Origin of the sequence: Streptomyces sp. NBC_01478, assembly GCF_036227225.1 — a bacterium.
Taxonomy (GTDB): domain Bacteria; phylum Actinomycetota; class Actinomycetes; order Streptomycetales; family Streptomycetaceae; genus Streptomyces.
This window is the reverse complement of record NZ_CP109444.1, coordinates 7,371,608-7,392,574: the sequence shown is the minus strand read 5'-3', so window position 1 is coordinate 7,392,574 and position 20,967 is coordinate 7,371,608. Positions and strand designations below refer to the sequence as shown.

Here is a 20,967-nt window from a genome sequence, read left to right as displayed (position 1 = left end):
AGTTCCGAACCGCTGGTTTTCGGGCGCTTCTGCGCGATGTCAGGGCCGCGCGGGCGTGGACCGATCACCTCCACATGTGTCCCGATTCACAACCGTCAACGATCCAGGTGCTTGCGCAAACTCTTGTCGACCTTGCGCGTAACCCGATCGAGAATGTCCGCAACGAGCTTGCCCCGCTTGGGTTTTGCCTCGATGTTTCCGAGTACGGCCCATCCGTCGACGTAGATCACGGGCGCGTCCGGCTCCAGTGAGTCCAGCGTGTCCACCTCGAAGTTGCCGAGGACGCCACCGCCGGTGCCGCGCAGCGACACGTTCTCCGGGACGCGGATCTCGACGTTGCCGAAGACCGAGATCGCCTTGATGACGATCTGCTGGTACTCGAAGATCGCCTCGCTGAGGTCGATCTCGACACTGCCGAACACGGCGTACGCGTGCATACGGCGGCCCGCGCGCCAGCGACCCTTGCGCATCGCGGAGCTGAAGACCGCCACCACGTGCTGGTCGGCCTCGGCCGGGATCGCGCCCTCCGTCGGGCGGTTCGGGGCGGGGCTGTACGACGGGGTCGTCCGCCGGTGCCCATGGGCGGCCGGCAGGTCCTGGATGAAGACCTCCAGCTCGCCGACCGTCTTGGCGCTCAGCACCCCCTCGACCCGCTCGGCGTGCTCGTCCGAGTCCAGGCGCCCCTCGGCCAGGGCCTCGCGCAGGATGTCGGCGATGCGGTCACGGTCGGCGTCCGAGGCGCGTAGCGCGGAGGCGGGCACGTCGCCGACAGCGGGCGCGGGCTGCGGGGCCGTGGGTGCGGATGCGGGCTGCTTCTGAAGGTCCACGGCAGCAGCGTACCGAAACGCGATAGATCGCGACTAGGCCTGTGGGCGACGGTTGTGGACAACGTTGGCGCGGCCCGGGTCCGGAGAACTGAGCCTTACCTCACAAGCCCGCTGTCAGCGGCAGGTTCTACGCTGGTGGGCGCCTGCCAATGGAGGCCGGCCGGCGGCGAGTGAGCCGAAGGGGCGCGCCTGTGTCGAGAGTCCGAGCGCGCGGAGGCCCGAAGGGTCGAGCACGGTCGGGGGCTCGACACAGGCTTTGGCGCCCCGGAGGTGAACCGAGCCAAAGACACAGTCTGTCGAGTGAGGAATGGGCGACATGCCTGAGTTCGCGTACACCGATCTGCTCCCCATGGGAGAGGACACCACCCCGTACCGGCTGGTGACCTCCGAGGGTGTCTCCACCTTCGAGGCCGACGGGCGGACGTTCCTCAAGGTCGAGCCGGAGGCGCTGCGCAAGCTCGCGGCCGAGGCGATCCACGACATCCAGCACTATCTGCGGCCGGCCCACCTCGCGCAGTTGCGCCGGATCATCGACGACCCCGAGGCGTCGAACAACGACAAGTTCGTGGCGCTGGACCTCCTGAAGAACGCGAACATCGCGGCGGCCGGCGTGCTGCCCATGTGCCAGGACACCGGTACGGCCATCGTCATGGGCAAGCGCGGGCAGAACGTCCTCACCGAAGGTGAGGACGAGAAGGCGCTCTCCCGCGGCATCTACGACGCGTATCTGAACCTCAATCTGCGGTACTCGCAGATGGCCCCGCTGACCATGTGGGACGAGAAGAACACCGGGTCGAACCTGCCCGCACAGGTGGAGCTGTACGCGACCGACGGCGGCGCCTACAAATTCCTGTTCATGGCGAAGGGCGGCGGCTCGGCCAACAAGTCGTTCCTCTACCAGGAGACGAAGGCGGTCCTCAACGAGGGCTCGATGATGAAGTTCCTGGAGGAGAAGATCCGTTCGCTCGGTACGGCGGCCTGCCCGCCGTACCACCTGGCGATCGTGGTCGGCGGCACGAGCGCCGAGTACGCGCTGAAGACCGCGAAGTACGCCTCCGCGCACTACCTGGACGAGATCCCGGCCGAGGGCTCGGAGTTGGGGCACGGCTTCCGGGACAAGGACCTGGAGCAGAAGGTCTTCGAGCTGACGCAGCGGATCGGGATCGGGGCGCAGTTCGGCGGCAAGTACTTCTGCCACGACGTGCGCGTGGTGCGCCTCCCCCGGCACGGCGCGTCCTGCCCGGTCGCCATCGCCGTGTCCTGCTCGGCCGACCGGCAGGCCGTCGCGAAGATCACCGCGGAGGGCGTGTTCCTGGAGCAGTTGGAGACGGACCCGGCGCGGTTCCTGCCGGAGACGACCGACGAGCACCTGGACTCCGCCGAGGAGGGCGTCGTCCGGATCGACCTCAACCAGCCCATGGACGACATCCTCGCCGAGCTGACCAAGTACCCGGTCAAGACCCGGCTCTCGCTCTCCGGCCCGCTCGTCGTGGCCCGCGACATCGCACACGCCAAGATCAAGGAGCGGCTCGACGCGGGCGAGGAGATGCCGCAGTACCTGAAGGACCACCCGGTGTACTACGCGGGTCCGGCGAAGACCCCCGAGGGCTACGCGTCCGGCTCCTTCGGCCCGACCACGGCCGGTCGCATGGACTCCTACGTCGAGCAGTTCCAGGCGGCGGGCGGCTCCAAGGTGATGCTCGCCAAGGGCAACCGCAGCAAACAGGTCACCGACGCGTGCGACGCACACGGCGGCTTCTACCTCGGCTCGATCGGTGGGCCCGCGGCGCGGCTCGCGCAGGACTGCATCAAGAAGGTCGAGGTCGTCGAGTACGAGGAGCTCGGCATGGAGGCGGTCTGGAAGATCGAGGTCGAGGACTTCCCGGCGTTCGTCGTCGTCGACGACAAGGGCAACGACTTCTTCCAGAACCCGGCGCCGGAGCCGACGTTCACGCACATCCCGGTACGGGGGCCTGGGCTGGCGTAGCGCCGACCGGCCCCGCCCGGGGGCCCCGCCCCCAGACCCCCGATCGGCCCCGAAAGGGCCTCGTCCTCAAACGCCTGACGGGCTGGACTGAGCCGGCCCGTACTGAAAAGTGTGCGGCCCTCGCTGAAGTCGGCGCGGCCGCCACTGGAGATGGTGCGGCCCGCACCGGAGACGGTGCGGCCTGCGCAACGGTCTCGCGGCAGCGCTCGCAGCCGTCGCCGTCTTCCCCGTAACAGCCGTCGCCGCCCCGGCCGCCCACCCGGTGCGGCCCACCCGGCATCACGTCACCGCCCGCACCTGGGGCCGGGTCCCGACCCACTGGCACACGCGGCTGAGCGTCCGGCCCCGGCACCGGGTACCAGGTCGTCGGCACGCGGCCGGATTCCCCAACGGGACCGTCCCGTACATCCCGTCGGGGAACGCCAGGTCACCCCCCCTTCACGACCGTCCCTACGGCCCCATCGGCCGCGTGCCCCCACCCACGCCCCCGTCGCCCTCGCCCTCGCCCTCGCCGCGATGGCCACCACCATCGCGGTCACCGCCGGTGCCGCCGACGTCCTCGATCGCGATGCGGGGGCGGCGGGGCGGCACGCGGCCGCCTCCTGCCGGGGCGGCGCTTGCCAGGGGGTGCTGCCCAGCTCCGAGGCCTGTGCCCGGGACGCCCGTACCGAGCGCGTCGCGCCCGGGACGCCCAGGTCGTACGGCATCCCGGGCACCGGTCGGACGACTACCGCAGCCCGTTGCCGGCCGCCGCCCACCCGCGCGCGGCGCAGGCGTGCTCCGAGGTGGGCGGAAATCCCGTCCGCACCGGCCCGGACCACTCACCCGCGCACCTCAGGCCACCGCCGCCCCGGAACACTCCGTTTCCGTCGCCTGGCGTGGGAACACGGGACGTGTCCGCGATGCTGTCCCCCACAGGAGGTGATCGGCGATGGCCGACGGTCAGACAGTGGGTCCGTTCCGTATCGAGCACGATTCGATGGGGGAGGTGCGGGTTCCGGTCGACGCGAAGTGGCGGGCGCAGACCCAGCGGGCGGTGGAGAACTTCCCGATCTCGGGGCAGCGCATCGAACGGGCCCACATCGAGGCGCTGGCCCGCATCAAGGGTGCCGCCGCCAAGGTGAACGCCGAGCTGGGCGTGCTGGACAAGGACATCGCGGAGGCGATCCAGGAGGCGGCCCGTGAGGTGGCCGGCGGGGCGTGGGACGAGCACTTCCCGATCGACGTGTTCCAGACCGGGTCCGGGACCTCGTCCAACATGAACACCAACGAGGTGATCGCGACCCTCGCGACCGAGCGGCTCGGGCGGGATGTGCATCCCAATGATCACGTCAACGCCTCGCAGTCCTCCAACGACGTCTTCCCGTCCAGCATTCACATCGCGGCCACCGGTGCCGTGATCCACGACCTGATCCCCGCCCTGGAGCATCTCGCGGGCGCGCTGTCGCGCAAGTCCATCGAGTTCTCCGATGTCGTGAAGTCCGGGCGGACCCATCTGATGGATGCCACGCCGGTGACGCTGGGGCAGGAGTTCGGCGGGTACGCGGCCCAAGTGCGGTACGGCGTCGAGCGGTTGCAGGCCTCGCTGCCCCGGCTCGCCGAGCTGCCGCTCGGCGGGACCGCCGTCGGGACCGGGATCAACACCCCGCCCGGTTTCTCCGCCGCCGTGATCGCGGAGGTCGCCCTCGTCACCGGGCTGCCGTTGACCGAGGCGCGGGACCACTTCGAGGCGCAGGGTGCCCGGGACGGGATCGTCGAGACCAGCGGGCAGTTGCGGACCATCGCCGTAGGGCTGACGAAGATCGCGAACGATCTGCGGTGGATGGCGTCCGGGCCGCGCACCGGGCTGTCCGAGATCTCGCTGCCCGATCTGCAGCCGGGGTCCTCGATCATGCCCGGCAAGGTCAATCCGGTGATTCCGGAGGCCGTGCTGATGGTCGCCGCGCAGGTCGTGGGCAATGACGCGACCGTCGCCACCGCCGGGGCCGCGGGCAACTTCGAGCTCAATGTGATGCTGCCGGTGATCGCCAGGAATGTTCTGGAGTCCATCCGGCTGCTTGCGAACGTCTCGCGGCTGCTCGCCGACCGGACCGTGGACGGGATCGTCGCTCACCGGGAGCGCGCGCGTGAGTACGCCGAGTCGTCGCCGTCCGTCGTCACCCCGCTGAACAAGTACATCGGGTACGAGGAGGCCGCCAAGGTGGCCAAGAAAGCACTGGCGGAACGCAAGACGATCCGCCAAGTCGTGCTGGAGAACGGCTATGTGGAGCGCGGTGACCTGACCGTCGTCCAACTCGACGAAGCCCTCGATGTCCTGCGGATGACGCGTCCGTAACCAATTGTCGCCAGGGCGAGAACCGTGACGCGCGCCGCAGCGTCGTATGCCCGGGGCACCTAATATCTCTTCATGGCAGACGGTGGAGCGGTACGAGCGGTGGAAGCGGGTACGTCTACGGCCTTCTGGGCGCCCGGGGATCAGATCCTGTGGCGTTATCGGGAGAACGCGGGCAACCGTTTCCACATCGCCCGGCCCGTGACCGTCGTCCGGGACGACGAGGAGATGCTCGCCGTCTGGATGGCGCCCGGCACGGAGTGTGTGAAGCCGGTGCTCGCGGACGGTACCTCGGTGCACGGGGAGCCGCTGGAGACCCGGTACACCAAGCCGCGCACGGTCCAGCGCGACCACTGGTTCGGGACCGGGGTGCTGAAGCTGGCCCGGCCCGGTGAGCCCTGGTCGGTGTGGCTTTTCTGGGAACCCGGATGGCAGTTCAAGAACTGGTACGTGAACCTTGAGGAACCGCAGCTCCGTTGGGACGGCGGAGTGGACTCGGTGGATCACTTCCTGGACATCTCCGTTCACCCGGACCGCAGTTGGCGCTGGCTCGACGAGGACGAGTTCGCGCAGGCCCAGCGGGACGGGCTGATGGATCCCCAACTCGCCGAGCGGGTGCGGAAAGCGGGCTGGTCGGCGGTCGAGACGATCCGTGCGTGGGGGGCGCCGTTCGCGGACGGCTGGCAGCACTGGCGCCCGGATCCGTCCTGGGCTGTACCTTCACTTCCGGAGGACTGGGACCGCACCCCCGCGCACATGTCCACATGAGACCCTTGATGCGCCCCCGGTGCGCAACCGTAGGATCGTCCTCCGCAAGGGCACCGCACAACTCCCGGGGCATGTACCGGGACTGACCAGACGTCACCGAGGGGCGGCAGGACGTGAGCGAGGGGTATCAGGGCGACACCGGAGCGGGCCGCCGGTCCGCCGGTGGCACAGGAACAGCCTCTGACCACGCGGGAATTCCGTTCCTGGGGCACGTATTCCGGGTATCGGCATTTCGGCGGGACGATCCGCACGTATCGCGTGCGGTCCCGGACGGACGGATTCGACACGCGTGACGGAGCACCCCACCTCCTTCGAGCGCCCCGGCGGCGCCGACCCCGCAGACCCCCGCGGGGCGCTCCTGCACACCTCGACGCCGTCCAGGGCGTCCGGTGGAGCCGGTTTACCGGCACAGGCACGCACCGGTGAGCCGCCTCCGGCGCCGGGTACGAGCACGTCCCGAGCCAAGGGGAAGGACCCGACAGGTACCCCTGTGAAGCCCGAGCCCGATACGGCCGCAGCCGGCTCCGAGCACTCCCAGCCCTCGGCCGCCGAACCCGACACCCATCGCCCGCGCCCCGCGCCCGACGGCATCCCCGCCCAGCCGGGCGGCGAGGTCTCCGACGCCGCCGCCAAGGAGCGCCGTACGGGCCAGGGGCTGCCGCCCGGCGGTCCCATGCCCATGCGGCGGGACGGGGACCGGCTGCGCTTCGTGGGCGCCGCGACCCGGCGGATCGCCCGCGGCATCGATCTCGACGAGATCGTCATGGGGCTGTGCCGGGCGACCGTGCCGACGTTCTCGGACGCGATCCTGGTCTATCTGCGCGACCCGCTGCCCGTGGGCGACGAACGGCCCACGGGTCCCGTCGTGCTGCGGCTGCGCCGCACCGACCGGATCCCCGAGGAGCGGGACACGGAGAACGGCTTCATGCCCGCGATACAGCCGGAGCAGCCCTCCGAACTGTCCGCGGTCACCGCCGAGTTGTGCGAGGTACGCCCCGGCGGCGCGCTCAACGAGGTGCTGCGGGGCGTGCGTCCCGTGTTCGCCGACTCCCCGGCCGCACGCGCCGCACTGCCCGAACTCCTCGGCGAGGGCGGCGAGTTGATCGTCCCGGCCGGCCAGCGCGCGATCCTCGCACCGCTGCGCGGCCGGCGCCGGGTGATCGGCGCCGCGCTCTTCCTGCGCCGCCCCGAGCGCATGGCGTTCGAGGCCGACGACCTCCTCGTCGCCGCCCAACTCGCCACGCACAGCGCCCTGGGCATCGACAAGGCCGTGCTCTACGGCCGTGAGGCGTACATCGCCGACGAGCTCCAGCGCACCATGCTCCCCGAGACCCTGCCGCGCCCCACCGGCGTACGGCTGGCGTCCCGGTATCTGCCGGCCGCCGAGACGGCACGCGTCGGCGGCGACTGGTACGACGCGATCCCGCTGCCCGGCAGCCGGGTCGCCCTGGTCGTCGGCGACGTCATGGGCCACTCCATGACCTCGGCCGCGATCATGGGCCAACTCCGCACCACCGCACAGACGTTGGCGGGCCTGGACCTGCCCCCGCAGGAGGTCCTGCACCACCTCGACGAACAGGCCCAGCGGCTGGGCACCGACCGCATGGCGACCTGCCTCTACGCGGTCTACGACCCGGTGTCGCACCGCATCACCATCGCCAACGCGGGACACCCGCCGCCGGTGCTGCTGCACCTGGGCGGCCGGGCCGAGGTCCTGCGGGTGCCGCCCGGCGCCCCGATCGGGGTCGGCGGGGTCGACTTCGAGGCCGTGGAGCTGGACGCGCCGGCCGGAGCGACGCTGCTGCTGTACACGGACGGGCTGGTCGAGTCGCGCCTGCGGGACGTGTGGACCGGGATAGAGCAGTTGCGCGAGAAGCTCGCCGCGGTCGCGCAGCTCACCGGACCCGATCATCCGCCGCCCCTCGAGGCCCTGTGCGACGAGGTGCTCGACATGCTCGGCCCGGGTGACCGGGACGACGACATCGCGCTGCTCGCCGCCCGCTTCGACGGGATCGCGCCGAGCGACGTGGCGTACTGGTTCCTCGACCCGGAGGACTCGGCGCCCGGTCAGGCCCGCCGGCTCGCCCGGCGCGCGCTGGCCCGCTGGGGCATGGAGGACATGAGCGACTCCGTCGAGCTGCTGGTCAGCGAGGTCGTGACGAACGCCGTGCGGTACGCGTCCCGGCCGGTCACGCTGCGTCTGCTGCGGACCGACGTGCTGCGCTGCGAGGTCGGCGACGACGTGCCCCAGTTGCCGCGGCTGCGCCAGGCGCGGGCCACGGACGAGGGCGGACGCGGGCTGTATCTGGTCAACAGACTGGCCCGTCGGTGGGGAGCCACCCGGCTCAGCACCGGAAAGGTGGTCTGGTTCGAACTGAACCGGAATTAGACACCGTCCAAAAGTTGCCGACGTACCGGCGTCGGAGTTGACTGCTGGGGTACGCGAAGCGAAAGCGACCTACTTTCTTCCGAACAGGAGGACGCTCGTGACGCAGGCACCCCAGCACGCTCCGTACACCACGAACAACGTCGGCATCCCGGTGGAGAGCGACGAACACTCGCTCACCGTCGGACCCGACGGCCCGATCCTGCTCCAGGACCACTACCTCATCGAGAAGATGGCCCAGTTCAACCGGGAACGGGTCCCCGAGCGGGTGGTGCACGCCAAGGGCAGCGGCGCGTACGGCTTCTTCGAAGTCACCAACGACGTCAGCCAGTTCACCCGGGCCGACCTCTTCCAGCCCGGCAAACGCACCGAGATGCTGGCCCGGTTCTCCACCGTGGCCGGTGAGCAGGGCTCGCCCGACACCTGGCGCGACCCGCGCGGCTTCGCCCTCAAGTTCTATACGGAACACGGCAATTACGACATGGTGGGCAACAACACCCCGGTCTTCTTCGTCCGGGACACCATCAAGTTCCAGGACTTCATCCGCTCGCAGAAGCGCCACCCGGCGACCGGGCTGCGCAGCAACGACATGCAGTGGGACTTCTGGACCCTCTCCCCGGAGTCGGCGCACCAGGTGACCTGGCTGATGGGCGACCGGGGCATCCCGAAGACGTACCGCCACATGAACGGCTACAGCTCCCACACCTACATGTGGATCAACGGCGCCGGTGAGCGGTTCTGGGTGAAGTACCACTTCAAGACCGACCAGGGCGTCGAGTACCTCACCCAGGCCGAGGCAGACGAGCTGGCCGGGTCCGACGGCGACAAGCACCGCCGGGACCTGCACGAGTCGATCGAGTCCGGGAACGCGCCGAGCTGGAGCCTGAAGGTCCAGATCATGCCGTTCGAGGACGCGGCGGACTACCGCTTCAACCCCTTCGACCTGACGAAGGTCTGGCCGCACGGGGACTACCCGCTGATCGACGTCGGCCGCATGACCCTGAACCGGAACCCGGACGACTACTTCGTCCACATCGAGCAGGCCGCCTTCGAGCCCTCGAACCTGGTGCCGGGAATCGGCCCCTCGCCGGACAAGATGCTGCTGGGCCGGCTGTTCTCGTACCCGGACACCCACCGGTACCGGATCGGCCCCAACTACGCCCAACTGCCGCCCAATCGGCCGCACTCCCCCGTCAACTCGTACGCCAAGGACGGCCCGATGCGCTACGAGGCGTCCAACGCGGCCCGGCCGTACGCCCCGAACTCCTACGGCGGCCCCGCGGCCGACCACGGGCAGTTCGGTGACCCGGCGAGCTGGCAGACCGCCGGTGAACTCGTGCGCGAGGCAACGAAGTTGCACCGCGAGGACGACGACTTCGGCCAGGCCGGCACGATGGTCCGCGAGGTCCTCGACGACGCGGCCCGCGACCGCCTCGTCTCGAACATCAGCGGCCATCTGAAGGCCGACGTGTCCCGCTCGGTCCTCGACCGCGCCCTGCAGTACTGGCAGAACGTGGACAAGGAACTGGGCGACCGGATCGCCGCGAACTTCGAGTAGCGGTACGCGAGTTCGCCTCGCGGTACCCGAAAGGGCGCCCGGCTTCGTGCCGGGCGCCCTTTCGTCCGTGTGACCCGCCTACTGGTCGAGCTGGCCGAACGGATTGTCCGTGTCGTCGTCGCTCGGTGTCGTCGGCGGACTGGTCGTCGGCGTCGGGGTGGGTGTCGGGGTCGGTGTGGGGGTCGGCGTCGGGGTGGGCGACTCCGTCGTCGGGGTCGGCGACGGACTCTTCGTCGTGGGCGTCGGGGTGGGTGTCGGGGTGGGTGTCGGGGTCGCCGTCGGCGTGTAGTCCGGCTCGACGGCCGCGCCCTGGTCGGTGTCCAGGTCGAACTTGGTGTTCGCCGCGGTCACTCCGAACATGTACGTCGCCCAGATCTGCGCCGGATAGCCACCACCGTTGACACGGCCGCCGCCCGCGGTGATCAGGCCGGTCGCGCCGGTCAGCGAGACCTGGGCGTGGCTCTTCGCGTCCTCGCCGAACAGGCCCACCGAAGTGACCAGGTCGGGCGTGTACCCCGTGAACCAGGCCGACAGGTTGCTGTCGGACGTACCCGTCTTGCCCGCGACCTGCTGGCCGTCGCGCTTGCTGTTCTCGGCCACCGACTTCTTCGCCGTACCGTCGTCGACCACACCGGTCAGCACCGAGGACACCGTGTCGGCTGCCTCGCGCGGGATGACCTGGGCGCCGATCGGGTTCGGCATGGTGACCGTGCGCGTGTTGTGGGCGACCGACTTGATGAGCGCCGGGGTGACCTTCTTGCCGTGGTTGTCGAGGGTGGCGTAGACGCCGGCCATCTCCATCGGGCTCGCGCCCATGGTGCCGAGGGTCTGCGCGGGCACCGCCTTCAGATCCTTCTTGTCCATGCCCAACTGCTCGGCGGTCTTCATCACCTTGTCCATGCCGACGTCGACACCGAGCTGCGCGAAGACGGAGTTGATCGACTTGTTCATCGCCGTCTGGACGGTGACCTTGCCGTAGCTCTGGTCGTCCTCGTTCTCCGGCGCGAACCCGATGTCGCTGCCCACGACCGGGCGCTTGCTGGTGCCGTCGTAGAGCGTGTCGGTCGTGATCTGCTTGCCGGACTGCGTCTTGGCCTCGTCGGCCATGGCCGCGGCCAGGATCACCGGCTTGAAGGTGGAGGCGGGCTGGTAGTCGGTGCGGGTCGCGTTGTTCCTGAAGTGCTTCAGATAGTCCACGCCGCCGTACATCGCCACGACCGCGCCCGTCTTGGGGTTCACGGACACCGCGCCCGGCTGGACGTTCCCGTCGACCTTGCGCTTCTTCGCGTCGAGCTTGCTGGTCAGTTGGGACTTGACGGACTTCTCGAGCTGCGCCTGCTTCTTCTCGTCGATGTTGAGCGTGATCGTCCAGCCGCCCGCGCTGACCAGCGCCTCGGCCTCCTTGGCGTTGGAGGCCTGCCCGGAGGCGAGCAACTGCTGCTCCAGCGCGGCATTCGCCTCGTTCACCATGTAGCCGGTCTGGCCCGCCATGCCGGCCTCGGCCTTGGGCGCCTTGGGGACCGGGAACGTCATGGCCTCGCGCTTGGTGGAACTCAGCCAGTCCTGCTCGACCATGTTGTCCAGGACGTAGTTCCAGCGCGCCTGCACCAGCTTCTTGCCGGTGTCCGTCGCGATGGCCCAGTCGTACTGGTTCGGCGCCTGGAGGAGGGCGGCGAGATAGGCGCCCTGCGGGACGGTGAGGTCCTTGGCGTCGACCTGGTAGTAGGCCTGCGCGGCGGCCTGGATGCCGTAGGCGCCGCGGCCGTAGTAACTGGTGTTGATGTACCCGGCGAGGATGTAGTCCTTGGACTTCTCGCGGTCCAGCTTCAGCGAGATGACCATTTCCTTCAGCTTGCGCGTGACGGTCTGGTCCTGCGTCAGGTAGAAGTTCTTGACGTACTGCTGGGTGATCGTCGAACCGCCCTGCGCGCCCTTGCCGGACAGCGTGTTGAGCAGGCCGCGGGCGGTGCCCTTGAGGTCGACGCCGGCGTCGGTGTAGAAGGTCTTGTTCTCGGCGGCGACGAACGTCTGCTGGACGCCCTTGGGGACCTGCGAGAGATCGACGTTCTCGCGGTTCACATCGCCCCTGCGGGTCAGGACCTTGCCGTCGCTGTACTTGTAGACGTTGCTCTGCAGCTTCGCGTCGGCGTTGCCCGCGGGGATGCTGATCATCATGTAGAGCACGATGAACGCGCCGATGCCGAGCAGGCAGAAGCCGAGGAACGTGCCGAGGATCTTCTTCCAGGTGAAAAGCCTGCGTATGAAGCTCTTGCCGTCCTTGGCACCGCTCTGGGCACCCGTGGCGTCCGCCCCCGACGAGCGGCGGTTCTTGGGCGCAGCGCGGCGGCCACCGCGTTGTCGCGCTCGTCGCTCTTCCGCTCGTCCCATGGGTCCGTCTGCTCCGCTTCCGTCTCGGCTGTCTCTGCGAGTCAGCTCAGAAAGCTAACACCGCCAGTTGTGACAAAGGTCTGCCGATCCTGTCTTTTACGGACGTGAGAATCAGCACCTGTCCTTATGGAACCGACGTACGAGAGGGGTTGAGGGTTGCCGTGGGAGGGTAATCTGATATCAGATTGCTAGAACCGCGATATAGGGGGATCACCATGACCACCGAAGTACCCGCAGACGTACCGGACATGCCCGCCCCGCACGTGCGCGAGTTCACCGCGCACAGCATCGGCGGCGGACTCGCGCTCGTCCTCGGCCTGCTGGGGCTGTTCGGCTCGGCCGGACTGCTCGCCGCCGCCACCGCGGTCGACGCGCCCGGCGGCAAGGCCTCGCTGATCGTCGGCGGCATCCTCGTCTTCCTCTGCGCGATCATCGCGATGCGCGGGCTGAACACCGTGGCACCGGGCGAGGCACGGGTCGTGCAGCTCTTCGGGCGGTACCGGGGGACGATCCGGCAGGACGGGCTGCGCTGGGTGAACCCCTTCACCTCGCGTACGAAGATCTCGACCCGCGTCCGCAACCACGAGACCCCGGCCCTCAAGGTCAACGACGCCTACGGCAACCCGATCGAGCTCGCCGCGGTCGTCGTCTGGAAGGTCCGCGACACCGCGCAGGCCACCTTCGAGGTCGACGACTACACCGAGTTCGTCGCCACCCAGACCGAGACGGCCGTACGGCACATCGCCATCGAGTACCCCTACGACGCCCACGACGAGGGCGGGCTCTCGCTGCGCGGGAACGCCGAGGAGATCACCGAGAAGCTCGCCGTCGAACTGAGCGCCCGGGTCGAGGCGGCCGGCGTGCAGATCATCGAGTCCCGCTTCACACACCTCGCGTACGCGCCCGAGATCGCCTCGGCGATGCTCCAGCGGCAGCAGGCCGGTGCGGTCGTCGCGGCCCGGCGGCAGATCGTCGACGGGGCGGTCGGGATGGTCGAGGCCGCGCTGGCCCGGATCACCGAGCAGGACATCGTGGAGCTGGACAACGAACGGAAGGCGGCGATGGTGTCCAACCTGCTGGTCGTGCTCTGCGGGGACCGGGCGCCGCAGCCCGTGCTGAACACGGGGACCCTGTACCAATGACGGTTCCCTCCGGGGGTTCGGCCCCTCAGCCCCGGCCGCAGCAGCGCAAGCAGGTGCTGCTGCGGCTGGACCCGTCCGTGTACGAGGCGATCGCGCGGTGGGCCGGGGACGACCTGCGGTCCGCGAACGCGCAGATCGAGTTTCTGTTGCGCAGGGCGTTGGCGGAGGCGGGTCGGTTGCCCGGTGAAGCTGGACCGCTGCCTCGTCGGGGCCGGCCTCCCGGGGGCTCCGCCCCCAGACCCCCGTCGGCCTGAACGGCCTCGTCCCCAGACGCCGGACGGGCTGAAATGCACGTAGCAGAACCGTGACAATCGGCCCCGACCTGCGCATCCACACCCCCCGCCATGATCTACACACCGTGCGTATACACACCGCGTATACCCCGTGTGTAGAGTGCTCCGCATGTCCATCGGTCACACCCTCCTGGGGCTCCTGGAGTCCGGCCCGCGTCACGGTTACGACCTGAAGCGGGCGTTCGACGAGAAGTTCGGTCACGACCGGCCGCTGCACTACGGCCAGGTCTACTCGACGATGTCCCGACTGCTGAAGAACGGCCTCGTCGAGGTCGACGGCATCGAGGCCGGCGGCGGTCCCGAGCGCAAGCGGTACGCGATCACCGACGCCGGGATCACCGACGTACAGCAGTGGCTCGCGACGCCGGAGAAGCCCGAGCCGTATCTGCAGTCGGCCCTCTACACCAAGGTCGTCCTCGCGCTGCTGACCCATCGCGACGCGGCCGAGATCCTCGATGTGCAGCGCTCCGAGCATCTGCGCAGCATGCGCATCCTGACCGACCGCAAGCGCAAGGGCGATCTCGCGGACCAACTGATCTGCGACCACGCCCTCTTCCATCTGGAGGCCGACCTGCGGTGGCTGGAGCTCACCGCCGCGCGCCTCGACAAACTCGCCGAGGTGGTGGCCAAGTGACGACACATCCCGCCGGTTCCCTGCTCGCGGCCCACGAGCTGCGCAAGGCCTACGGGCCGACGACCGCGCTCGACGGCGCGGAGTTCTCCATCCATCCCGGTGAGGTCGTCGCCGTGATGGGGCCCTCCGGGTCGGGGAAGTCGACGCTGCTGCACTGTCTCGCCGGGATCGTGCCGCCCGACTCGGGCTCGATCACGTACAACGGGCAGGAGATGGCGACCATGAGCGACGCCCAGCGCAGTGCGCTGCGCCGCTCGGAGTTCGGGTTCGTGTTCCAGTTCGGCCAGTTGGTGCCGGAGCTGACCTGCGTCGAGAACGTCGCGCTGCCGCTGCGGCTGAACGGCACCTCGCGCAAGGAGGCCGAGCGGGCCTCGCTGCTGTGGATGGAGCGGCTGGAGGTCGACGACCTCGCGAAGAAGCGGCCCGGCGAGGTCTCCGGCGGACAGGGGCAGCGCGTCGCCGTCGCCCGTTCGCTGGTCACCAACCCGCGGGTGCTGTTCGCCGACGAGCCGACCGGCGCGCTCGACTCGCTCAACGGCGAGCGCGTGATGGAGCTGCTGACCGAGGCGGCCCGGTCCACGAACGCGGCCGTCGTGCTGGTCACGCACGAGGCGCGGGTGGCCGCCTACTCGGACCGCGAGATCGTCGTACGGGACGGCAAGTCCCGGGACATGGAGCGCATCGTATGAACGTGCGTCAGTGGACGGCCGACTTGGCCATGGGGGTGCGGTTCGCCTTCGGCGGCGGGCGTGAGGGCTGGGTACGGGCCATCCTGACGGCCGTCGGCGTCGGGCTCGGGGTGGCGCTGCTGCTGCTCACCACGGCCCTGCCGAACGCGCTGTCCGAGCGGGACGCGCGCGGCAATGCGCGGATGGACTTCACGTACAGCGGGAAGCGGTTGCCGAAGGCGGACAACACGGTCGTCGTCGCCGACACGAGCACCGAGTTCCGCACCAAGGACGTCCGCGGCCGGCTGCTGGAGCCCGAGGGCGCCAAGGCGCCGCTGCCGCCGGGGATCGCGAAGTTCCCCGCGGTGGGCGACATGGTCGTCTCCCCCGCGCTGGACAAGCTCCTGAAGTCCGACTCCGGGAAGCTGCTGCGCGAGCGCCTGCCCTACCGGATCACCGGCACCATCGCGGACAAGGGGCTCATCGGGCCCGCCGAACTCGCCTACTACGCGGGCGGGAAGGGACTGGAAGGACGTCAGTCCGGCGGCACCGTCGAGCGCATCGACTACTACGGGCCCTCCCCGGGCAGCCAGCCGGAGGAGCTGGACCCGGTGCTGCTCCTGCTGATCCTGATCGTGTTCGTCGTGCTGCTGCTGCCGGTCGCCGTCTTCATCGCGGCCGCCGTGCGCTTCGGCGGCGAGCGCCGGGACCGGCGGCTCGCGGCCCTGCGCCTGGTCGGCGCGGACGGCGGGATGGCACGTCGGATCGCGGGCGGCGAGGCGCTCGCGGGGGCGCTCCTCGGGCTCGTCTTCGGCACCGGATTCTTCCTGACCGGGCGGCAGTTGGCGTCCCTGCTGGACGTGCGGGACATCAGCCTGTACCCCAGCGACCTCAACCCGTCGCCCGCGCTGGCCCTGCTGGTCGCCGTCGCCGTACCGGCCGCGGCCGTCCTGGTGACGCTGCTCGCGCTGCGCGGGGTCGTCATCGAACCGCTCGGCGTGGTCCGCAAGGCGAAGCCGCCGCGGCGCCGGCTGTGGTGGCGGCTGCTGCTGCCGCTGGCCGGCCTCGCGATGCTCTACCCGATGACCGGCAAGGGCGACAGCAACGGCAACTTCAACCAGTGGCTGGTGATCGGCGGCACGGTCCTGCTGCTCGTCGGTGTCACCGCGCTGCTGCCCTGGGTCGTCGAGGCCACCGTGGCCCGGCTGAACTCCGGCTCGGTGTCCTGGCAACTCGCCGTCCGCAGGCTCCAGTTGAGCAGTGGTACGGCCGCCCGGATGGTCAACGGCATCGCGGTCGCGGTGGCCGGGGCGATCGCCCTGCAGATGCTGTTCTCCGGGGTCCAGGGCGACTACACCAAGGCGACCGGCAACGACCTGGACCGGGCCCAGATGGAGATCTCCGTCGACGGCGCCACCTCGCTGGCCGCGGCCGACCGGCTGCTCGCGCGGACCAAGGGCGTGCACCGTACGTCGGCCATCTCGCAGACCTCGATCGGCGAGCGGGCGAAGAACCCGGACGACGAGCGGGAAGTGGCCGTCGGCAGTTGCGCCGAACTGCGTGAGGTGGCCCGTCTGACGGCCTGCCGCAACGGTGACGTCTTCCGGATCACCGGCGGCGACGCCGGCGAGGCCGAAGGGACGAATCGGCTGGCCAGGGCCGGCAACACGGTGTACTTCAACCCGTCGTACGACGAGACGTCGGACACCCCGGTCGCCTGGAAGGTGCCGGCCGGAGTGAAGACGGCGACCCATCGCGAGGACCCGACCGGGTATGCGCGGGACGGGCTGCTGATCACCTCGGGCGCGCTGCCCGCGAACGCGGCGAAGGGCCTGATCCAGCGGGTGTTCGTCACGCTCGACCCGTCCGTGCCGGACGCGACCGACTACGTACGGAACACCGTCGCGACGATGGACCCGCTGGCGGACGTGTTCACCCTGGCGGCCAACGACGTGTCGCCGCAGTTCCGTTCGATCCGCACCGGGCTGTTCGTCGGTGCCGCGTGTGTGCTGCTGCTCATCGGGGCGAGTCTGCTGGTGTCGCAACTGGAGCAGTTGCGCGAGCGCAAGCAACTGCTGTCGGCGCTGGTCGCCTTCGGCACCCGGCGGCGCACCCTGAGCCTGTCGGTGCTGTGGCAGACGGCGATCCCGATCGGCCTCGGCCTGGCCCTGGCCACGGTGGTGGGGATGACGCTGGGCGCGGTCCTGCTGAAGATGACCGCCACCTCGGTGCGCATCGACTGGCCGAGCGTGCTGGCCATGTCCGGCATCGGCGCGGGGGTCGTGCTGGGGGTGACCCTGCTGAGCCTGCCGCCCCTGCTGCGGATGATGCGGCCGGACGGGCTGCGCACGGAGTAGTCCGCCCGCAGCCGTCCGCTCACCGGCGTCTCAGAGGCCGTACTCCCGCACCACGCGCCGGACTTGGGCGAACAGCATGCCCACGTTCACCGACTTGCGGCAGACGACCACGGCGACGACGTCCTGTTGCTCGGTCATCCGCACGAACAGATGGGTGAGGTTCTCGCTGTTGACGAGGATCTCCTGGAAGAAGTGGTGGTCACTGGTGATCCCCCGACGTTCCTTGAAGACGTCCTCGATCATCACGACCGTCCGGCCCTGGAACAGGTCGAGGGTCGCACCCGCCAGCAGGTCGAGGACCTCTGGCGGGTGGTTGTCGATGGTCTCGTACGACAGCAGCATGCCGGTGGACATGTCGACCACACCCGAGGCCACACAGTCGGGGGCATCGGTGCGGAGGGTTTTGACCAGGCCCATCACCTGGTCGGAGAATCCTGGGGTCATACGTTTTGTCGCCATCCCTTCACACTCCTTCTGATGCCTTCTCAGTGAGGATCGACTCGATGCGGTCGAGCGTCGGCCGGGCCGCGAGATGCAGCCGGTCCACGTCCATCCCCTCGTCGCCGAGCACCACCATCAGCGCGGTGTCGCCCACGGCGTAGGTCGCGGCGCAGCCGTGACTGCCGTACGTCACCGTCTGGCGCAGCGTGCCGCGATCGGTGGCCTCGGCGGTGCGCCGGGCCAGGCCCAGGCCGGCCGCGGCCAGCGCGGCGAGGGCTTCCGGGTCGATCGTGTCGGCGGTGTCGGCCGCGATGAGCAGTCCGTCGGCCGCCGTGAGTGCGGTGTCGGTGACACCGGTCACCTTTTCCCGCAGTTCGCGCATTTCCAGTGCCAGGGCTTTGTGATCCACTTACTCAACTCCCCTAAAACTGATCGCATTTGTTCATCAGAGTCATTTCGAGGTTCCGTTCCGCATGCGGAAGAACCCTTTCCAACCCGCCCCGCTCTTTTCGGGGACGAGAGTCTCGGTGATGCCGCTGGCGCCCGGATTCCGGCGGGGCAGGGCGGTGGGTGCGGTGAACTGCGCGGGCGCGGGCACGGGAGCCGGTTCACGACGGGCTACGGCGAGTCCGCCGGGCGGCACCCGCACCGGGATCGGCACGGGTGCGTCCGCGCACTCCAGCAGGCCCTCGGCGAGCATCCGCGCCACCTCGGCGGTGACGGTGTACACCGCGCGCCCGGTACGGAACGCGAGATCGCGGGCGGTACGCCGACCGTCCGCATGGGCGAGCAACTCCCGCTGCAGCAGCCCGAGTCCGGCCTCGTCGAGGGCGTACCCCGGGGGCCGCGGGCGCTCCCGGTCGGGGCGTACGGGGTACGGCAGCGCGGTGATCGCGGCGAACTTCCGGACCGCGTCCTGGAACAGCCTCACCGAGGGCTCGCCGAGCATGACCGGGGCGAACGGCCGCTCGTCCGGGGCGAGTTCGCAGTCGTCGACGTCTCCGGCGACGACCGCGAAGGCCGCGTCGTGCAGCGCCAGCACACAGACGATCCGCAACTGGGCGGCGCCCGCGTACCCGTGGGCGATCAACCCGTCCAGCGGCCAGCGCGAGCCGCCCGACTCCCGTACCAGATCGGCCCATTGCTCGCCGCCGATCCGGCCGGAGCGCAGCAGCAGCGCCTCCGGTCCGGGAGCACCGGGGCTCTCCACGGCGACGACGAGTCCGCCGCGCAGATGGAAGGTGCCGCCGGGGCTGCCGGACACCCGCAGTCCTCCGGTGAACTCCTCGCGCCCGCAGGCCGCGAGAGCGCGCGCGAGCAGGTCGTGACCGGCCCGGCCGAGGGAATCCCGAATGCCCGACATCACTCCCCTAGGCTTTTCGTACACGCAACTGACGTGTAGCGCTGAGGGGTGAAGGTTTATCAGTCCGCGCGCATATTCCGGCGGGGTTCTTCCTACCTGCCTGCGGGTGACGGAAGTTGAGAATTCCCGCCGTTCGATTTCCTTTGTCCGACGCTCATTTGACCGAACGGGGGCGGGTCAGTTGCCGGTCCCCAACACCCGTACCGGCAACGGCCGCAGGGCTTCGCGGAGGGCGGCGGCCAGCTCCTGGTACTCGGCGCGACGGGCCGCGCCGGTGCGCATCGCGAGGGCGATCCGGCGGGTCGGGGCGGGCTCGGTGAAGTAGCCGGTGAGGAGTTGGTCGCTGCGGGTGGTCTCGACGCGTACGGCGGTGCGCGGCAGCAGGGTGACCCCGAGCCCGCCGGCGACGAGCTGCACCAGCGTCGAGAGCCCGGCCGCGGTGGTGGTGACGGGAGCGTCCGCCCGCCCGGCCTCCCGGCAGATGTCGAGCGCCTGGTCGCGCAGACAGTGCCCCTCGTCCAGGAGCAGCAGGTTCAGCTCGCGCAGCGCCTCGCGCGGGATGCCGCTGCGGCCGCCGAGGGGATGGCCGAGCGGGGTGACGAGCACGAAGTCCTCGTCGAACAGCGGGAGTTCGACCACTCCGGGCACACCGAGCGGCACGGCGAGCAGCAGCAGGTCGAGCCGTCCGGTGGTCAGCCCGTCGAGCAGGTTCGCGGTCTGCTCCTCGTGCACCTGGAGGTCCAGGTCCGGGTACCGGTCGTGCACCAGCCGCAGCACGGTCGGCAGCAGATACGGCGCGACGGTCGGGATGACCCCGAGCCGCAGCGCCCCGGTGAACGGGGCCCGCACCGCCTCCGCCTCCGCCATCAGCGCCCCGACCTCCTCCAGCACCGCCTTCGCCCGTACGGCGAGCCGCTCGCCGGCGGGCGAGAGGAGCACCTTGCGGGTGGTGCGCTCCAGGAGGGTGACGCCGAGGGTGTCCTCCAGCGCGGCGACGGCACCGGACAGGGCGGGCTGGCTCATGCCGATCGCGGCGGCGGCGTCCCGGAAGTGGAGGTGCTCGGCGACCGCGGAGAAGGCGCGCAACTGGGCCAGGCTGGGCTGGCGCCTCTTACTCGTATTACTAACGGTCACTGATAACCGCCTCCGATCAACATGACCCAGTGTAGCTATTTCCACAATCAATGCACGTTGTGCCAGGATCGGGGCCGTCCAACCCACGAGAAGCACTCATTCCGCTTGGGTGCTTCTCCGCTGCAAGGAGAGCTCGTGCTCACTGTCGGTGACAAGTTTCCGTCGTTCGATCTGACCGCCTGTGTCTCGCTGGAGAAGGGCAGGGAGTTCGAGCGGATCACTCACAAGACCTATGAGGGCTGGAAAGTGGTCTTCGCGTGGCCCAAGGACTTCACCTTCGTGTGCCCCACCGAGATCGCCGCCTTCGGGAAGCTGAACGACGAGTTCGCCGACCGTGACGCCCAGGTGCTCGGCTTCTCCGGCGACTCGGAGTTCGTCCACCACGCCTGGCGCAAGGACCACGACGACCTGCGCGACCTGCCGTTCCCGATGCTCGCCGACTCCCGGCACGAGCTGATGCGGGACCTCGGCATCGAGGGCGAGGACGGCTTCGCCAAGCGCGCGGTGTTCATCGTGGACCAGAACAACGAGATCCAGTTCTCGATGGTGACCGCGGGCTCGGTCGGCCGTAACCCGAAGGAGGTCCTGCGGGTCCTCGACGCGCTCCAGACGGACGAACTCTGCCCGTGCAACTGGACCAAGGGCGACGAGACGCTGGACGCGGGCGCGCTGCTCGCCGGGAAGTGACC

General features: G+C 69.6%; 18 protein-coding genes. 11 read left to right on the top strand and 7 right to left on the bottom strand.

What is annotated here, in order from left to right:
- Positions 1-95 precede the first annotated feature (95 nt).
- Complete coding sequence (locus OG223_RS33650) at positions 96-827, bottom strand: DUF1707 SHOCT-like domain-containing protein (RefSeq protein ID WP_329256613.1); 732 nt, start codon at positions 825-827, stop codon at positions 96-98.
- Positions 828-1,143: 316 nt separating this feature from the next.
- On the opposite strand from OG223_RS33650, the gene OG223_RS33645 reads away from it, so the two are divergent.
- Entirely contained in the window at positions 1,144-2,814 is a 1,671-nt protein-coding gene (locus tag OG223_RS33645; protein WP_329256611.1) for a fumarate hydratase, read from the top strand.
- A gap of 450 nt (positions 2,815-3,264) precedes the next feature.
- Here the strand turns inward: OG223_RS33645 and OG223_RS33640 are convergent, their stop codons facing one another.
- Complete coding sequence (locus tag OG223_RS33640; RefSeq protein WP_329256609.1) at positions 3,265-3,405, bottom strand: hypothetical protein; 141 nt, start codon at positions 3,403-3,405, stop codon at positions 3,265-3,267.
- 340 nt (positions 3,406-3,745) lie between these two features.
- Here OG223_RS33640 and OG223_RS33635 point away from each other — a divergent pair, with 340 nt between their 5' ends.
- The 4 genes from OG223_RS33635 to OG223_RS33620 all read left to right on the top strand — a co-directional run bounded on the left by OG223_RS33635 (position 3,746) and on the right by OG223_RS33620 (position 9,858).
- Complete coding sequence (locus OG223_RS33635; protein ID WP_329256608.1) at positions 3,746-5,149, top strand: class II fumarate hydratase; 1,404 nt, start codon at positions 3,746-3,748, stop codon at positions 5,147-5,149.
- Between the two features lie 72 nt (positions 5,150-5,221).
- Positions 5,222-5,914, top strand: a complete 693-nt coding sequence (fomD, locus tag OG223_RS33630) for a cytidylyl-2-hydroxypropylphosphonate hydrolase (RefSeq protein ID WP_329256606.1) — start codon at positions 5,222-5,224, stop codon at positions 5,912-5,914.
- A gap of 289 nt (positions 5,915-6,203) precedes the next feature.
- The gene (locus OG223_RS33625) at positions 6,204-8,303 is read left to right on the top strand and encodes a SpoIIE family protein phosphatase (RefSeq protein WP_329256604.1); all 2,100 of its coding nucleotides are present in this window, start codon (positions 6,204-6,206) and stop codon (positions 8,301-8,303) included.
- Between the two features lie 97 nt (positions 8,304-8,400).
- Complete coding sequence (locus OG223_RS33620; protein WP_329256602.1) at positions 8,401-9,858, top strand: catalase; 1,458 nt, start codon at positions 8,401-8,403, stop codon at positions 9,856-9,858.
- 78 nt (positions 9,859-9,936) lie between these two features.
- Here OG223_RS33620 and OG223_RS33615 read toward each other — a convergent pair whose 3' ends face one another.
- A complete protein-coding gene (locus OG223_RS33615; protein ID WP_329256600.1) occupies positions 9,937-12,246 on the bottom strand; it encodes a transglycosylase domain-containing protein in 2,310 nt (769 codons plus the stop codon).
- Between the two features lie 215 nt (positions 12,247-12,461).
- On the opposite strand from OG223_RS33615, the gene OG223_RS33610 reads away from it, so the two are divergent.
- From OG223_RS33610 to OG223_RS33590, 5 genes are all read left to right on the top strand, one after another.
- Positions 12,462-13,388, top strand: a complete 927-nt coding sequence (locus OG223_RS33610; RefSeq protein WP_329256598.1) for an SPFH domain-containing protein — start codon at positions 12,462-12,464, stop codon at positions 13,386-13,388.
- Positions 13,385-13,642, top strand: a complete 258-nt coding sequence (locus tag OG223_RS33605) for a hypothetical protein (protein ID WP_329256596.1) — start codon at positions 13,385-13,387, stop codon at positions 13,640-13,642. The genes OG223_RS33610 and OG223_RS33605 overlap by 4 nt, the downstream gene beginning before the upstream one ends.
- 148 nt (positions 13,643-13,790) lie before the next feature.
- Positions 13,791-14,315, top strand: a complete 525-nt coding sequence (locus OG223_RS33600; RefSeq protein WP_329256594.1) for a PadR family transcriptional regulator — start codon at positions 13,791-13,793, stop codon at positions 14,313-14,315.
- A complete protein-coding gene (locus OG223_RS33595) occupies positions 14,312-15,004 on the top strand; it encodes an ABC transporter ATP-binding protein (RefSeq protein WP_329256593.1) in 693 nt (230 codons plus the stop codon). The genes OG223_RS33600 and OG223_RS33595 overlap by 4 nt, the downstream gene beginning before the upstream one ends.
- Positions 15,001-17,340 (top strand): ABC transporter permease, encoded by a 2,340-nt coding sequence (locus tag OG223_RS33590; protein WP_329256591.1) that lies wholly within the window; start codon positions 15,001-15,003, stop codon positions 17,338-17,340. The genes OG223_RS33595 and OG223_RS33590 overlap by 4 nt, the downstream gene beginning before the upstream one ends.
- 30 nt (positions 17,341-17,370) lie before the next feature.
- Here OG223_RS33590 and OG223_RS33585 read toward each other — a convergent pair whose 3' ends face one another.
- From OG223_RS33585 to OG223_RS33570, 4 genes are all read right to left on the bottom strand, one after another.
- Positions 17,371-17,799, bottom strand: coding sequence for a hypothetical protein (locus tag OG223_RS33585; protein ID WP_019072752.1), 429 nt, complete (start codon positions 17,797-17,799; stop codon positions 17,371-17,373).
- A gap of 4 nt (positions 17,800-17,803) precedes the next feature.
- On the bottom strand, positions 17,804-18,163 hold the full coding sequence (locus tag OG223_RS33580) for a roadblock/LC7 domain-containing protein (RefSeq protein WP_329265616.1): 360 nt from the start codon (positions 18,161-18,163) through the stop codon (positions 17,804-17,806).
- A gap of 69 nt (positions 18,164-18,232) precedes the next feature.
- Positions 18,233-19,144: a MarR family transcriptional regulator gene (locus OG223_RS33575; RefSeq protein ID WP_329256579.1), complete on the bottom strand. Its 912-nt coding sequence runs from the start codon at positions 19,142-19,144 to the stop codon at positions 18,233-18,235.
- Between the two features lie 177 nt (positions 19,145-19,321).
- Positions 19,322-20,278, bottom strand: a complete 957-nt coding sequence (locus OG223_RS33570) for a LysR substrate-binding domain-containing protein (protein ID WP_329256577.1) — start codon at positions 20,276-20,278, stop codon at positions 19,322-19,324.
- Positions 20,279-20,413: 135 nt separating this feature from the next.
- Here OG223_RS33570 and OG223_RS33565 point away from each other — a divergent pair, with 135 nt between their 5' ends.
- Positions 20,414-20,965 (top strand): peroxiredoxin, encoded by a 552-nt coding sequence (locus OG223_RS33565; RefSeq protein WP_329256575.1) that lies wholly within the window; start codon positions 20,414-20,416, stop codon positions 20,963-20,965.
- Positions 20,966-20,967 lie beyond the last annotated feature (2 nt).